This is a genomic window from Enterobacter sp. Taxon_8 (genome assembly GCF_058354585.1).
This window is the reverse complement of sequence record NZ_CM177989.1, coordinates 3,862,329-3,876,011: the sequence shown is the minus strand read 5'-3', so window position 1 is coordinate 3,876,011 and position 13,683 is coordinate 3,862,329. Positions and strand designations below refer to the sequence as shown.

Below are 13,683 nucleotides of genomic sequence, written 5' to 3'. Positions count from 1 at the left end.
CGTTGAAGGATGCCTGGTTAGCATAAGTTAATTAGACTTTGACGTGGCAAGACGCTGCAATTGACGAAAAAACAATGAGGAAGAGCTTGTGGAAAAAGCCAAACGGGTGGTCTGGCGTCTGCTGGCTGCCAGCGTATGCGTAATGGCGGTAAGCCAGGCGGTGCATGCCGATTCACTGGATGAACAACGCAACCGCTACGCCCAGATTAAACAGGCGTGGGACAACAAGCAGATGGATACCGTGCAGGCGCTGATGCCGACGCTAAAGGATTATCCGCTGTATCCGTATCTCGAGTATCGTCAAATTACGGACGATCTCATGAATCAACCCACCGTCACCGTGAATAACTTCATTCAGGCGAACCCGACCCTGCCGCCTGCCCGAAATCTCCAGTCTCGTTTTGTGAATGAGCTGGCGCGACGCGAAGACTGGCGCGGACTGCTGGCGTTTAGCCCTGAAAAGCCGAATACCACCGAAGCGCAGTGTAACTACTACTACGCGAAATGGGCGACCGGCCAGCAGGAAGAGGCCTGGGCCGGGGCGAAAGAGCTCTGGTTGACCGGGAAAAACCAGCCGAACGCCTGTGATTCCCTGTTCGGCGCGTGGCGAGCATCCGGCAAGCAGGATCCGCTGTCCTACCTTGAGCGCATCCGTCTGGCGATGAAAGCCGGCAACACGCGTCTGGTGACCACGCTGGCGGGACAGATGCCGTCTGATTACCAGACGATCTCCACCGCGGTTATCTCGCTGGCAAACGATCCCAACAGCGTGCTGACCTTTGCCCGCAGTACGGGCGCGACCGATTTTACCCGCCAGATGGCGGCGGTGGCCTTTGCCAGCGTGGCGCGTGACGATGTGGAAAACGCGCGGCTGATGATCCCGCAGCTGGTGCAGGCGCAGCAGCTTAATGAGGAACAAACCCAGGAGCTGCGCGATATCGTGGCGTGGCGACTGATGGGCACGGATGTGACCGATGAACAGGCGCGCTGGCGTGACGATGCCATTATGCGTTCGAACTCCACGTCTCTGGTGGAACGTCGCGTGCGCATGGCGCTGGGTACGGGAGATCGCCGTGGGCTGAATACCTGGCTTGCGCGGTTGCCTATGGAGGCTAAAGAGAAGGACGAATGGCGCTACTGGCAGGCCGATCTGCTGATGGAGCGCGGTCGTGATGACGAGGCCAAAGAAATTCTCCATACGCTGATGCAGCAGCGCGGGTTCTACCCGATGGCAGCCGCGCAGCGCCTGGGCGAGGAGTATACCTTCCGCATTGATAAAGCGCCCGCTAACGCGAACCCGGCGCTGACGCAGGGGCCAGAAATGGCGCGCGTGCGCGAGCTGATGTACTGGAATATGGATAATACCGCGCGCAGCGAGTGGGCGAATCTGGTGACCAGCCGCAGCACCGACGAGAAAGCCCAGCTTGCCCGCTATGCTTTTGATAACCACTGGTGGGATCTGAGCGTGCAGGCGACGATCGCCGGTAAGCTTTGGGATCATCTCGAAGAGCGTTTCCCGCTGGCTTACAAGGATCTGTTCGATCGCTACACCAGCGGCAAAGATATCCCGCAAAGCTACGCGATGGCAATTGCCCGTCAGGAGAGCGCATGGAACCCGAAAGTCCGTTCCCCGGTGGGCGCCAGCGGCCTGATGCAGATTATGCCGGGCACGGCGACGCACACGGTGAAGATGTTTAATATTCCTGGCTACAGCAGCCCGTCACAGCTCCTGGATCCGGATACCAACATCAACATCGGTACCAGCTACCTGCAGTACGTGTATCAGCAGTTCGGCAATAACCGCATCTTCGCGTCGGCGGCGTATAACGCGGGGCCGGGTCGCGTGCGTACCTGGCTCGGCAACAGCGCCGGACGCATTGACGCCGTGGCGTTTGTCGAGAGCATCCCGTTCTCGGAAACGCGCGGCTATGTGAAGAACGTGCTGGCCTATGACGCCTACTATCGCTACTTCATGGGGCAGAAAGATACCCTGATGAGTGATGCCGAGTGGCAGAGACGTTACTGATCGGCGCGGGTTGTGTTATGCTGTACTCGCTAATGAGTACAAGAGGCAGCATAACATGACCCAGCATTCCCCGTATTCCTCGGCAATGGCCGAACAACGTCATCAGGAGTGGCTTCGTTTTGTGGAGCTGCTTCGCCAGTCTTACGAGCAGGATTTGCACTTACCCCTTATGCAGCTGATGCTCACGCCGGACGAGCGTGAGGCGCTGGGCACGCGCGTGCGCATCATTGAAGAGTTGCTGCGCGGCGAGATGAGCCAGCGCGAGCTGAAAAATGAGCTCGGCGCGGGCATCGCAACGATTACCCGCGGATCGAACAGCCTGAAGTCGGCACCCGTTGAGCTGCGCCAGTGGCTGGAAGCGGTATTGCTGAAAAATACCTAACGATAAATCGCGTTATGGAACGGGCTTAACGCCAGGATCACCGCCTGATGATAAACGCCTGAACGCGTCAGCGCGCCTGCGGTAAAGACGCCAATCGCCCCTTCTTTACGGCCAATCTCATCAATGCCGGTGTACTGCGACATCACCGGCCCAAGCGCTTCACCCGCGCGGACTTTTTCCAGAATAATCTCCGGCAGCGGCAGGGTGGCTGAACGCGCTTCACCGCGCTGTTCACGGCTTTCGATCACCACCCAGCTAAAGGTTGCGCCTTCGTCGATACCGGCTTCAATTGCCACCCAAAAGTCCGCATCCGGTGCCGCAGCCCTGGCATTTGCCACGCGGTTTCGTGCGCCAGCGCGCGTTTCCTCGCTGCCAAACGGCTGTTCAGGAACGCCACTCTCGACGCCGATGGCTTCAATATGGCAGGATCCTGCGCCGAAGATCTCTTCAAATGCCCTTAGAATTGCCTGAATTTTGGCAGGATTAGTGGTAGCAGAGACAACATGGTGCATAATTAAGCTCGATTCAAAAAAAACTCATCGCAGTATAACGGAAAAAAAGCATGTTACAGGTATACCTTGTTCGCCACGGTGAAACGCAGTGGAACGCCGAGCGACGTATTCAAGGCCAGTCAGACAGTCCTCTTACAGAGAAGGGCGTGCAGCAAGCGTGGCAGGTGGCAGAACGCGCCCGAACGCTGGGCATTACCCACGTCATTACCAGCGATTTAGGTCGCACACAGCAGACGGCGCGCATCATTGCAGACGCCTGCGGCTGTGACGTCATGCTTGAGCCGCGCCTGCGCGAGCTGGATATGGGCGTCCTGGAAAAACGCCATATCGATACGCTGACGGAAACGGAAGAGGGCTGGCGCCGCACGCTGGTGAACGGCACCGAAGATGGCCGTATTCCTGAGGGCGAATCCATGCAGGAGCTCAGCGTACGTATGCATGCCGCACTCGCGGAATGCCTGAAGCTTCCGGCGGGAAGCCGTCCGCTGCTGGTGAGTCACGGAATTGCGTTGGGATGCCTGGTGAGCACCATTCTGGGGTTACCGGCTTACGCTGAGCGCCGTCTGCGTCTGCGCAACTGCTCCATTTCCCGGATTGATTATCAGGAAAGCGCGTGGCTGGCGTCAGGTTGGGTCGTGGAGATGGCAGGGGACATTTCGCATCTCGATGCCCCTGCGCTTGATGAACTGCAGCGTTAACGACGTATCGGAATCAAGAATTCCATACGCAGATTGATTGGGCCTTCTTCCGGTTTGGCATCCTGCGCCGGGTAGTAGCGCTCAATGTCCTGACCTTTACGGCGATTCAGATTCAGCATCGGCATGCAAGTACCGTAAACGGTCAGGATAAACTCCTGAACCCCCGTTCCCAGCCCTTCATAGGCGAACATCACGTACTCGCCGCCTTCCAGCACGACAGGCTTCGAACCCTGAATATACCCGTTGGCCATCTCTGGCGTCAGCGCGGTGGTGTAGAACACCTCCTGCTCGTCGTCTTTTTCCTGGCTTGGATGCGTTTCGTTGAGGCCATACAGGATAGGCGGGATCGCCGGCGCGTGGCTCAGGAAGTCGCGCCAGAACTGGACGCGCATCTGATGTCGGAACTCGGAAATCTGCTCCAGTGAACAGGAGTAGCTCTGCGTTGTGCCGATCAGATGGGTTTCCGGCAGTGTAATAATGTCGTACTTCGGCATTGCGAACTCGCCCAGACGCAGCGGCGGACGCATGCCAAACGAGCTCCAGTCAGGCGAGCGACGATAAAGCGCTGGCGTCAACAAGAACTGTTTTTTAAAGGCGCGGGTGAATGTCTGCTGTGAATCGAAACGATATTGCAGGGCAATATCCAGAATCGGCCGCGCGGTGAGGCGCAATGCTACAGCAGATTTTGATAAACGACGTGCGCGAATATAGGCCCCGATAGCATGACCGGTGACATCCTTGAACATCCTTTGCAGATGCCACTTGGAATAGCCTGCTTTAGCCGCCACATGATCCAGTGACAAAGGCTGGTCGAGATGACCTTCCAGCCAGGTGAGCAGGTCGCGAATAATTCCAGCCTGATCCATATACTATCCTCATCCTTAAAACAGCAGGTGCCTGATAACAGGTTAGCGGATAATAGCATTTTTTGATGTTTTAGCATTCAGTGTTTTTTTTGCGCATTCATGCTTTTTCTAGCACATTACAGGCAGATATATTCTAATCCTGTGATCTTGCTACATTTTTGTCTAAAGTGTTGAATAATTGCTCAGTGTAATTTTAAAGAATGGTAACAATATGAAATACAAGACTTTGCTCTTCACCGCGCTGATGCTGATGGTCGGGCGCGCTGCACAGGCGGAACAGATTGGTTCCGTCGATACCGTGTTCAAAATGTTTGGCCCGGACCACAAAATCGTGGTGGAGGCGTTTGACGATCCGGACGTGAAAAACGTCACCTGCTATGTCAGCCGCGCGAAAACGGGCGGCATCAAAGGCGGACTGGGGCTGGCGGAAGATACCTCCGATGCGGCGATCTCATGTCAGCAGGTGGGCCCGGTTGAATTGAGCGACAAAATTAAAAACGGCAAAGCGCAGGGCGACGTGGTATTCCAGAAACGGACCTCGCTGGTGTTCAAAAAGCTGCAGGTTGTGCGTTTCTACGATGCCAAACGCAATACGCTGGCCTACCTGGCCTATTCTGACAAAGTGGTGGAAGGGTCACCGAAAAACGCGATCAGCGCGGTGCCGATTATGCCCTGGCGGGAATAAAAAAAACGGCGCATAAGCGCCGTTTTTTAATGCATTAACTGCGGGATTATTCCTGCAAATCGCCGCAGAAACGGTACCCTTCGCCGTGAATGGTGGCGATGATTTCCGGCGTGTCTGGCGTAGATTCGAAATGTTTACGAATACGACGGATGGTGACGTCTACGGTACGGTCGTGCGGCTTCAGCTCACGGCCGGTCATTTTCTTCAGCAGTTCTGCACGGGACTGAATTTTTCCCGGGTTTTCGCAGAAGTGCAGCATCGCGCGGAATTCACTGCGCGGCAGTTTATACTGCTCACCGTTCGGGCTAATCAGCGAGCGGCTATTGATATCAAGTTCCCAGCCGTTGAATTTGTAGCTATCTACGCTACGACGCTCTTCGCTGACAGTACCCAGGTTCATGGTGCGGGACAGCAGGTTGCGTGCACGAATGGTTAACTCGCGAGGGTTGAACGGCTTGGTGATGTAGTCATCCGCACCGATTTCCAGGCCAAGAATTTTATCAACTTCGTTATCACGGCCTGTCAGGAACATTAACGCGACGTTCGCCTGCTCGCGCAGTTCGCGCGCCAGAAGAAGACCGTTTTTGCCCGGCAGGTTAATATCCATGATCACCAGGTTGATATCATTTTCAGAAAGGATCTGATGCATCTCTGCGCCATCGGTCGCTTCAAAGACATCGTAGCCTTCTGCTTCGAAAATGCTCTTTAACGTGTTGCGTGTTACCAACTCGTCTTCAACGATAAGAATGTGCGGGGTCTGCATGTTTGCTACCTAAATTGCCAACTAAATCGAAACAGGAAGTACAAAAGTCCCTGACCTGCCTGATGCATGTCGCAAATTAACATGATCGGCTTAACGTGACTAAAGTACGTAATTGCGTTCTTGATGCACTTTCCATCAACGTCAACAACATCATTAGCTTGGTCTTGGGTACTTTCCCTTTGGACCCGACAGTGTCAAAAACGGCTGTCATCCTAACCATTTTAACAGCAACATAACAGGCTAAGTGACACCAGACACCCAATAAAACTACGCTTCGTTGACATATATCAAGTTCAATTGTAGCACGTTAACAGTTTGATGAAATCATCGTAGCCGAATGCTAGCCTTTGTCACAATTTTTCAATAAACCAACTAGTTGCGGACATTGATTTATAAACGAAGCGAATCCAATCAGAATAGAGCATTCATGTTACTATTATCATTATAAAACATAGGGATAATAGTGTTCTGTTAACATTCTAACTGATTGTTCAGACACAGAATAGTTTAGCGTTTTTAATTTGTTATGAAACGCTATTTCGGTGATTTGTGTTGCAATTTTGTAAATTCGCGCTGCGTAATATGTTGAAGTGCATCACATTTTTACCGGCTAACTGATTAAAAAGAGAGCATAAATGCATCTGTCGATTGTACTGGTTGCACCAGCCAGAGCAGAAAATATAGGCGCAGCGGCGCGTGCGATGAAGACCATGGGTTTTACCGATTTGCGCATTGTGGACAGCACGGCCCATCTGGAGCCAGCCGCGCGTTGGGTGGCGCACGGATCGGGAGATATTCTCGATAATATAACCACTTACGCTACGCTTGCCGACGCGCTGCACGACATTTCGTTTACCGTTGCAACCACGGCGCGTAGTCGCGCTAAGTTCCACTACTATGCGACGCCAGCGGAGCTGGTGCCGATGCTGGAAGAGAAAAGCCAGTGGCTGGAGAAAGCGGCGCTGGTATTTGGTCGTGAAGATTCCGGATTAACCAACGAGGAGCTGGAACTGGCGGACGTGCTCACCGGTGCGCCGATGGTGGCCGATTATCCTTCCCTGAATTTGGGCCAGGCGGTCATGGTGTACTGCTATCAATTAGCCTCCCTAATACAAATTCCCCAGCCTAAGGCTGAAAGGGCAGATGAAAATCAGCTGGCTGCGCTGCGCGCACGCGTTGAGCAGCTGTTAACGCAGTTGGAAGTAGCTGACGATCAAAAAATGGCTGACTGGCTGCAGCAGCGTTTGGGACGTCTTGAGCAGCGGGACACCGCAATGCTGCACCGTTTGCTGCATGATATTGAAAAAAAATTGGCCGAGTAAAATACTGCCATAAGTTTTTACTATGGCGAATAAGTCTGTCTGTATGGGTTGCATCTGGGGGAATCGGATGAAAATAAATCTGCACGCAGCGGGACGTGAGAGTCTTCCGAATTGTGATCAAATTAAAAATTCGTTGACTTAACGAGCCCGATCCTTTAACCCTAAAAGAATACAGCACAGACAGATAATAATGACAGAGTACACAACATCCATGAAACGCATCAGCATCACCACCATTACCACAACCATCATCATTACCACTGGTAACGATGCGGGCTGACGCGTACAGGAAAAACAAAAAAAAGCCCGCACCTAGACAGTGCGGGCTTTTTTTTCGGCTAAAGGAAACGAGGTAGAACCATGCGAGTGTTGAAGTTCGGCGGTACATCAGTGGCAAATGCAGAACGTTTTCTGCGTGTTGCCGATATCCTGGAAAGCAACGCCAGGCAGGGGCAGGTTGCGACCGTGCTCTCTGCCCCGGCAAAAATCACGAACCATCTGGTGGCGATGATCGAAAAAACCATCGGTGGCCAGGATGCACTCCCGAACATCAGCGACGCAGAGCGTATATTCGCTGACTTATTGCAAGGGCTGGCAGAGGCGCTGCCTGGCTTCCCGCACGCTCAGCTGAAGTCCTTCGTTGAGCAGGAATTTGCGCAAATCAAACACGTTCTGCACGGTATCAGCCTCCTCGGCCAGTGCCCGGACAGCATCAATGCGGCGCTGATTTGTCGCGGTGAAAAACTCTCTATCGCCATTATGGCCGGCGTGCTGGAAGCGCGCGGCCATAGCGTGACCGTGATCGATCCCGTTGAAAAACTGCTTGCGGTGGGCCACTACCTCGAATCCACCGTTGATATTGCCGAATCAACCCGCCGTATCGCCGCCAGCAAAATTCCGTCTGACCACATGATCCTGATGGCAGGCTTTACCGCCGGTAACGAGAAAGGCGAGCTGGTGGTGCTGGGCCGTAACGGTTCCGACTACTCCGCCGCCGTGCTGGCCGCCTGCTTACGCGCGGACTGTTGTGAGATCTGGACTGACGTCGACGGCGTCTATACCTGCGACCCGCGCCAGGTTCCGGACGCCAGGCTGCTGAAGTCGATGTCGTACCAGGAAGCGATGGAGCTTTCCTACTTCGGCGCCAAAGTGCTTCACCCGCGTACCATCTCCCCGATTGCCCAGTTCCAGATCCCTTGCCTGATTAAAAACACCGGTAACCCGCAGGCGCCGGGTACGCTGATTGGCGCGAGTACCGATGAAGACGGTCTGCCGGTGAAAGGCATCTCCAACCTCAACAATATGGCGATGTTCAGCGTCTCCGGCCCTGGGATGAAAGGGATGGTCGGCATGGCAGCGCGCGTATTTGCGGCCATGTCCCGCAACGGTATCTCGGTGGTGCTGATTACCCAGTCCTCTTCCGAATACAGCATTAGCTTCTGCGTGCCGCAGGGCGACTGCCTGCGCGCCCGTCGCGCGCTGGAAGAAGAGTTCTATCTGGAGCTTAAAGAAGAATTGCTCGAGCCGCTCTCCATTCAGGAGCGTCTGGCGATTATCTCCGTGGTTGGCGACGGCATGCGCACGCTGCGCGGTATCTCCGCCAAGTTCTTTGCCGCGCTGGCGCGCGCCAATATCAACATCGTGGCGATTGCCCAGGGCTCGTCGGAGCGTTCAATTTCTGTTGTCGTGGACAATGATGACGCCACCACCGGCGTTCGCGTGGTTCACCAGATGCTGTTCAACACCGATCAGGTCATCGAGCTGTTCCTGATTGGCGTGGGTGGCGTAGGCGGCGCGCTGCTGGAGCAGGTGAAGCGTCAGCAGGCGTGGCTTAAGAAGAAACACATCGACCTGCGCGTCTGCGGGATTGCGAATTCCAAAGCGCTGCTTACCAACGTCCACGGCCTTAACCTGGAAAACTGGCAGGCAGAGATGAACGAGGCGAAAGAGCCGTTCAACCTGGGCCGCCTGATCCGTCTGGTGAAAGAGTACCATCTGCTTAACCCGGTCATCGTCGACTGTACCTCGAACCAGGCGGTCGCCGACCAGTACGCCGACTTCCTGCGCGAAGGTTTCCACGTGGTGACGCCGAACAAAAAGGCCAACACTTCGTCGATGGATTACTATCACCAGCTGCGTCTGGCGGCGAGCAAGTCGCGCCGCAAGTTCCTTTACGACACCAACGTTGGGGCTGGTCTGCCGGTTATCGAAAACCTGCAGAACCTGCTTAACGCGGGTGATGAACTGCAGCGTTTCTCCGGCATTCTCTCCGGCTCGCTGTCGTTTATCTTCGGCAAGCTGGATGAAGGGATGAGCCTTTCCGAAGCCACCCGCGCCGCGCGCGAGCTGGGCTACACCGAGCCGGATCCGCGTGACGATCTCTCCGGTATGGATGTGGCGCGTAAGCTGCTGATCCTCGCCCGTGAAACGGGCCGGGAGCTTGAGCTTTCTGATATCGTGATTGAACCGGTCCTGCCGGCAGAATTTGACAGCAGCGGTGACGTCAGCGCCTTTATGACCAGACTGCCGCAGCTTGACGACGCGTTTGCCGCGCGCGTTGCGAAAGCCCGTGATGAAGGTAAGGTATTGCGCTATGTTGGCAACATTGAAGAAGATGGCGTGTGCCGGGTGAAGATTGCCGAAGTGGATGGCAACGACCCGCTGTACAAAGTCAAAAACGGCGAAAACGCCCTCGCGTTTTACAGCCACTATTATCAGCCACTGCCGCTGGTGCTTCGCGGCTATGGCGCAGGGAACGATGTTACGGCGGCGGGTGTGTTTGCCGATCTGCTGCGTACCCTGTCATGGAAGTTAGGAGTTTAACATGGTCAAAGTTTATGCCCCGGCTTCCAGCGCGAATATGAGCGTCGGATTTGACGTGCTGGGTGCGGCGGTGACGCCGGTGGATGGTTCGCTGCTGGGCGATACGGTTACGGTGGAAGCGGCAGACAGCTTCAGCCTGAATAACGTGGGCCGCTTCGCCAGCAAGCTACCGTCCGACCCGCGCGAGAACATCGTCTATCAATGCTGGGAACGCTTCTGTCAGGAGATCGGTAAAAACGTGCCGGTCGCTATGACGCTGGAAAAAAGTATGCCGATTGGCTCGGGGCTGGGTTCCAGCGCCTGTTCGGTGGTCGCCGCTCTGGTGGCAATGAATGAGCACTGCGGCAAGCCGCTGAACAACAACCGCCTGCTGGGCTTAATGGGCGAGCTGGAAGGGCGTATCTCCGGCAGCATTCACTATGACAACGTGGCGCCGTGCTTCCTCGGCGGCATGCAGCTGATGATCGAAGAAAATGGCATCATCAGCCAGCAGGTGCCAGGGTTTGATGAGTGGCTGTGGGTGCTGGCCTATCCGGGCATTAAGGTCTCTACCGCGGAAGCGCGTGCGATCCTGCCCGCGCAATATCGTCGTCAGGACTGTATCGCCCACGGGCGTCATCTGGCGGGCTTTATCCACGCCTGCTACACCCGTCAGCCGCAGCTGGCGGCAAAACTGATGAAGGACGTCATTGCCGAGCCGTATCGCACGAAGCTGCTACCCGGCTTTAACGAGGCGCGACAGGCATCAATGGATATCGGCGCGCAGGCGTGCGGCATCTCCGGCTCCGGCCCGACGCTGTTCGCCCTGTGCGACAAGGCAGACACTGCGCAGCGCGTGGCGGACTGGCTCTCTAAACACTACCTGCAAAATCAGGAAGGCTTTGTTCATATTTGCCGTCTGGACACGGCTGGCGCACGAGTACTGGGATAATTAATGAAACTCTACAACCTTAAAGATCATAACGAGCAGGTCAGCTTCGCGCAGGCGGTGACTCAGGGACTGGGCAAAAATCAGGGGCTGTTTTTCCCGCATGACCTGCCGGAATTCCAGCTGACCGAGATTGATGACCTGCTGAAGCAGGATTTTGTCACCCGCAGCACCAAAATTCTGTCCGCGTTTATCGGCGATGAAATTCCGCAGGAGCTGCTGGAAGAGCGCGTGCGTGCGGCATTCGCGTTCCCGGCGCCGGTTCAGCAGGTTGAGCCTGACGTGGGCTGTCTGGAGCTGTTCCACGGCCCAACCCTGGCGTTTAAAGACTTCGGCGGCCGCTTTATGGCGCAGATGCTGACCCACATCAGCGGCGACAAGCCGGTGACCATCCTGACCGCAACCTCCGGCGATACCGGCGCGGCGGTGGCACACGCGTTCTACGGCCTGAAAAACGTCCGCGTGGTGATCCTCTATCCGAAAGGCAAAATCAGCCCGCTGCAGGAGAAACTGTTCTGCACCCTCGGCGGCAACATTGAAACCGTGGCAATTGACGGCGATTTCGATGCCTGCCAGGCGCTGGTCAAGCAGGCCTTCGACGACGAAGAGCTGAAGGTAGCTCTGGGTCTTAACTCTGCGAACTCCATCAACATCAGCCGTCTGCTGGCGCAGATCTGCTACTACTTCGAAGCGGTGGCGCAGCTGCCGCAGGAAGCGCGCAACCAGCTGGTGATCTCCGTTCCGAGCGGTAACTTCGGTGACCTGACGGCGGGCCTGCTGGCAAAATCCCTGGGTCTGCCGGTGAAACGCTTTATCGCCGCGACCAACGCCAACGACACCGTGCCGCGCTTCCTGAAAGACGGGAAGTGGGCGCCGAACGCCACGCAGGCGACCCTCTCCAATGCGATGGATGTGTCTCAGCCGAACAACTGGCCGCGCGTGGAAGAGCTGTTCCGCCGTAAGATCTGGCGTCTGGGCGACCTGGGCTATGCCGCGGTGACGGATGAAACTACCAAATCCACCATGCGCGAGCTGAAGGCGGTCGGGTATACCTCTGAACCGCACGCGGCGATTGCCTACCGCGCGCTGCGCGACCAGCTTAACCCGGGTGAATATGGCCTGTTCCTGGGCACCGCACATCCGGCGAAGTTCAAAGAGAGCGTGGAGGCAATCCTGGGCGAAACGCTGCCGCTGCCGAAAGAGCTGGCCGAGCGTGCCGACCTGCCGCTGTTGTCCCATGAACTGCCGGCAGACTTTGCCGCGCTGCGTAAGCTGATGATGTCCCGAGCATAATTTTTGTCGGGTGCGGCTTCGCCTTACCCGACCTACAACGGCTCAGAACGTAGGCCGGGTAAGGCGTAGCCGCTACCCGGCTTTTTTTATGGAGAAATTAAGGAGGAAAATAGCAGGGAAAAAGCAGAAATTCCCAATAAATGCGGTCACTTAGCGATTAGGATTGCAGAGAATAACATCCCCCGTTTCCCTCGCGTAATCTCCTTACATCGGCCCACGTAGGGCAAAGATAATAAGGAGTCACCGATGTCTACACTGAAACCTGTGCTGATTGCGCTTTCACTGATGCTGGTCGCTCCCATGGCGGTACAGGCATCCGAAATCACCCTCGTACCTGCGGTAAAACTGCAGATTGGCGACCGGGATAATAACGGGCACTACTGGGACGGTGGCCGCTGGCGCGACCACGACTGGTGGAAGGCGCATTATGACTGGCGCGATAACCACTGGCGTCCACATGATGAGCATCGCGAGCGTGACCACCATCATGACGACCGTCGCCATGACGATCATCGTCCGGGCCCGGACTGGAAACACCACTAATGCAAAACCCCGCCAGCCGGCGGGGTTTGTTTTTACTGCTCGTGGCGCTTAAACACCAGCTCGCCTTTCCCTGACGCTTCTTCGTCAAAGAAATAGCCTTCGCTGTTAAAGGCGGTCAATTGCTCCGGCTTCGTCAGGCGGTTCTGGATAATGTAGCGGCTCATCAGACCGCGCGCTTTCTTGGCGTAGAAGCTGATCACTTTGAACTTACCGTTCTTCTCGTCGAGGAACACCGGTTTGATAATCTCCGCATCCAGCTTTTTCGGCTTCACCGACTTGTAGTATTCATCGGACGCAAGGTTTATCACCACGTTATCGCCCTGGGCGTGCAGCGCCGCATTCAGCTTGTCGGTAATGATATCGCCCCAGAAATGGTACAGGTCTTTGCCTTTGGCATTCTCCAGACGAATCCCCATCTCCAGACGATACGGCTGCATGAGGTCCAGCGGTCTCAGTACGCCGTACAGACCCGACAGCATGCGCAGATGCTGCTGGGCAAAATCGAAATCGGCTTCGCTAAAATCTTCCGCCTGCAGGCCGGTATAGACATCGCCTTTAAATGCCAGAATCGCCTGGCGAGCGTTAGCCGGGGTGAAATCCGGGTGCCACTCGTGAAAGCGGGTCGCGTTAAGGTCTGCCAGCTTGTCGCTGATGCTCATCAGCGAGGCGATTTGCGGCGCAGAGAGCTTACGCGCTTCGCGGATCAGCTGTTGCGAGTAGTCCAGCAGTTCAGGCTGAGTATAGCGCTCGGTAGCGAGCGGGCTCTGGTAGTCGAGCGTTTTTGCAGGTGAAATCAGAATCAGCATATCCAGTCCTTGCAGGAAATTTAGAGCGACTTTAGC

At 55.6% G+C, this 13,683-nt stretch carries 15 protein-coding genes and 1 other annotated feature; of the genes, 11 read left to right on the top strand and 4 right to left on the bottom strand.

All coding sequences use genetic code 11. The features are described 5' to 3' along the window. Positions 1 to 88: 88 nt before the first annotated feature. Together sltY and trpR are read left to right on the top strand one after the other, a co-directional pair. A complete protein-coding gene (gene sltY, locus AC4IBF_RS18405; RefSeq protein ID WP_115876482.1) occupies positions 89 to 2,026 on the top strand; it encodes a murein transglycosylase in 1,938 nt (645 codons plus the stop codon). A 55-nt stretch (positions 2,027 to 2,081) separates the two neighbouring features. Beyond that, entirely contained in the window at positions 2,082 to 2,408 is a 327-nt protein-coding gene (trpR, locus tag AC4IBF_RS18400; protein WP_047747961.1) for a trp operon repressor, read from the top strand. Here the strand turns inward: trpR and yjjX are convergent. Then, positions 2,405 to 2,920: an inosine/xanthosine triphosphatase gene (gene yjjX, locus AC4IBF_RS18395; protein ID WP_048961786.1), complete on the bottom strand. Its 516-nt coding sequence runs from the start codon at positions 2,918 to 2,920 to the stop codon at positions 2,405 to 2,407. The genes trpR and yjjX overlap by 4 nt on opposite strands. Before the next feature lie 50 nt (positions 2,921 to 2,970). On the opposite strand from yjjX, the gene gpmB reads away from it, so the two are divergent. Beyond that, positions 2,971 to 3,618, top strand: a complete 648-nt coding sequence (gene gpmB, locus AC4IBF_RS18390; RefSeq protein ID WP_008502057.1) for a 2,3-diphosphoglycerate-dependent phosphoglycerate mutase GpmB — start codon at positions 2,971 to 2,973, stop codon at positions 3,616 to 3,618. On the opposite strand, the gene robA is transcribed toward gpmB, so the two are convergent. Continuing rightward, on the bottom strand, positions 3,615 to 4,484 hold the full coding sequence (gene robA / locus AC4IBF_RS18385; RefSeq protein WP_111964082.1) for an MDR efflux pump AcrAB transcriptional activator RobA: 870 nt from the start codon (positions 4,482 to 4,484) through the stop codon (positions 3,615 to 3,617). The two genes, gpmB and robA, sit on opposite strands and share 4 nt — an antisense overlap. Before the next feature lie 211 nt (positions 4,485 to 4,695). Between robA and creA the strand changes: the two genes are divergently transcribed. Beyond that, on the top strand, positions 4,696 to 5,169 hold the full coding sequence (gene creA / locus AC4IBF_RS18380) for a protein CreA (RefSeq protein ID WP_045907753.1): 474 nt from the start codon (positions 4,696 to 4,698) through the stop codon (positions 5,167 to 5,169). Positions 5,170 to 5,215: 46 nt separating this feature from the next. On the opposite strand, the gene arcA is transcribed toward creA, so the two are convergent. After that, positions 5,216 to 5,932 (bottom strand): two-component system response regulator ArcA, encoded by a 717-nt coding sequence (gene arcA / locus AC4IBF_RS18375; protein ID WP_003856501.1) that lies wholly within the window; start codon positions 5,930 to 5,932, stop codon positions 5,216 to 5,218. Between the two features lie 95 nt (positions 5,933 to 6,027). On the opposite strand from arcA, the gene yjjY reads away from it, so the two are divergent. The 7 genes from yjjY (at position 6,028) to AC4IBF_RS18340 (ending at position 12,841) form a co-directional block, all read left to right on the top strand. Beyond that, complete coding sequence (yjjY, locus tag AC4IBF_RS18370) at positions 6,028 to 6,168, top strand: YjjY family protein (protein WP_085928893.1); 141 nt, start codon at positions 6,028 to 6,030, stop codon at positions 6,166 to 6,168. 399 nt (positions 6,169 to 6,567) lie between these two features. Beyond that, positions 6,568 to 7,254, top strand: a complete 687-nt coding sequence (locus tag AC4IBF_RS18365; protein ID WP_252093389.1) for a tRNA/rRNA methyltransferase — start codon at positions 6,568 to 6,570, stop codon at positions 7,252 to 7,254. Positions 7,255 to 7,465: 211 nt separating this feature from the next. Continuing rightward, positions 7,466 to 7,534: a thr operon leader peptide gene (gene thrL / locus AC4IBF_RS18360; RefSeq protein WP_015572623.1), complete on the top strand. Its 69-nt coding sequence runs from the start codon at positions 7,466 to 7,468 to the stop codon at positions 7,532 to 7,534. After that, positions 7,473 to 7,590: a sequence feature (Thr leader region), on the top strand. Its footprint overlaps the gene before it by 62 nt. A gap of 24 nt (positions 7,591 to 7,614) precedes the next feature. Then, entirely contained in the window at positions 7,615 to 10,077 is a 2,463-nt protein-coding gene (gene thrA / locus AC4IBF_RS18355) for a bifunctional aspartate kinase/homoserine dehydrogenase I (protein WP_143344634.1), read from the top strand. A 1-nt stretch (position 10,078) separates the two neighbouring features. Beyond that, the gene (gene thrB, locus AC4IBF_RS18350) at positions 10,079 to 11,008 is read left to right on the top strand and encodes a homoserine kinase (RefSeq protein ID WP_048225593.1); all 930 of its coding nucleotides are present in this window, start codon (positions 10,079 to 10,081) and stop codon (positions 11,006 to 11,008) included. 3 nt (positions 11,009 to 11,011) lie between these two features. Continuing rightward, positions 11,012 to 12,298: a threonine synthase gene (gene thrC / locus AC4IBF_RS18345; RefSeq protein ID WP_069720140.1), complete on the top strand. Its 1,287-nt coding sequence runs from the start codon at positions 11,012 to 11,014 to the stop codon at positions 12,296 to 12,298. Between the two features lie 246 nt (positions 12,299 to 12,544). Then, on the top strand, positions 12,545 to 12,841 hold the full coding sequence (locus AC4IBF_RS18340; RefSeq protein ID WP_115876475.1) for a DUF2502 domain-containing protein: 297 nt from the start codon (positions 12,545 to 12,547) through the stop codon (positions 12,839 to 12,841). Between the two features lie 32 nt (positions 12,842 to 12,873). On the opposite strand, the gene yaaA is transcribed toward AC4IBF_RS18340, so the two are convergent. Next, the gene (yaaA, locus tag AC4IBF_RS18335) at positions 12,874 to 13,647 is read right to left on the bottom strand and encodes a peroxide stress protein YaaA (protein ID WP_045355099.1); all 774 of its coding nucleotides are present in this window, start codon (positions 13,645 to 13,647) and stop codon (positions 12,874 to 12,876) included. Between the last annotated feature and the right edge of the window lie 36 nt (positions 13,648 to 13,683).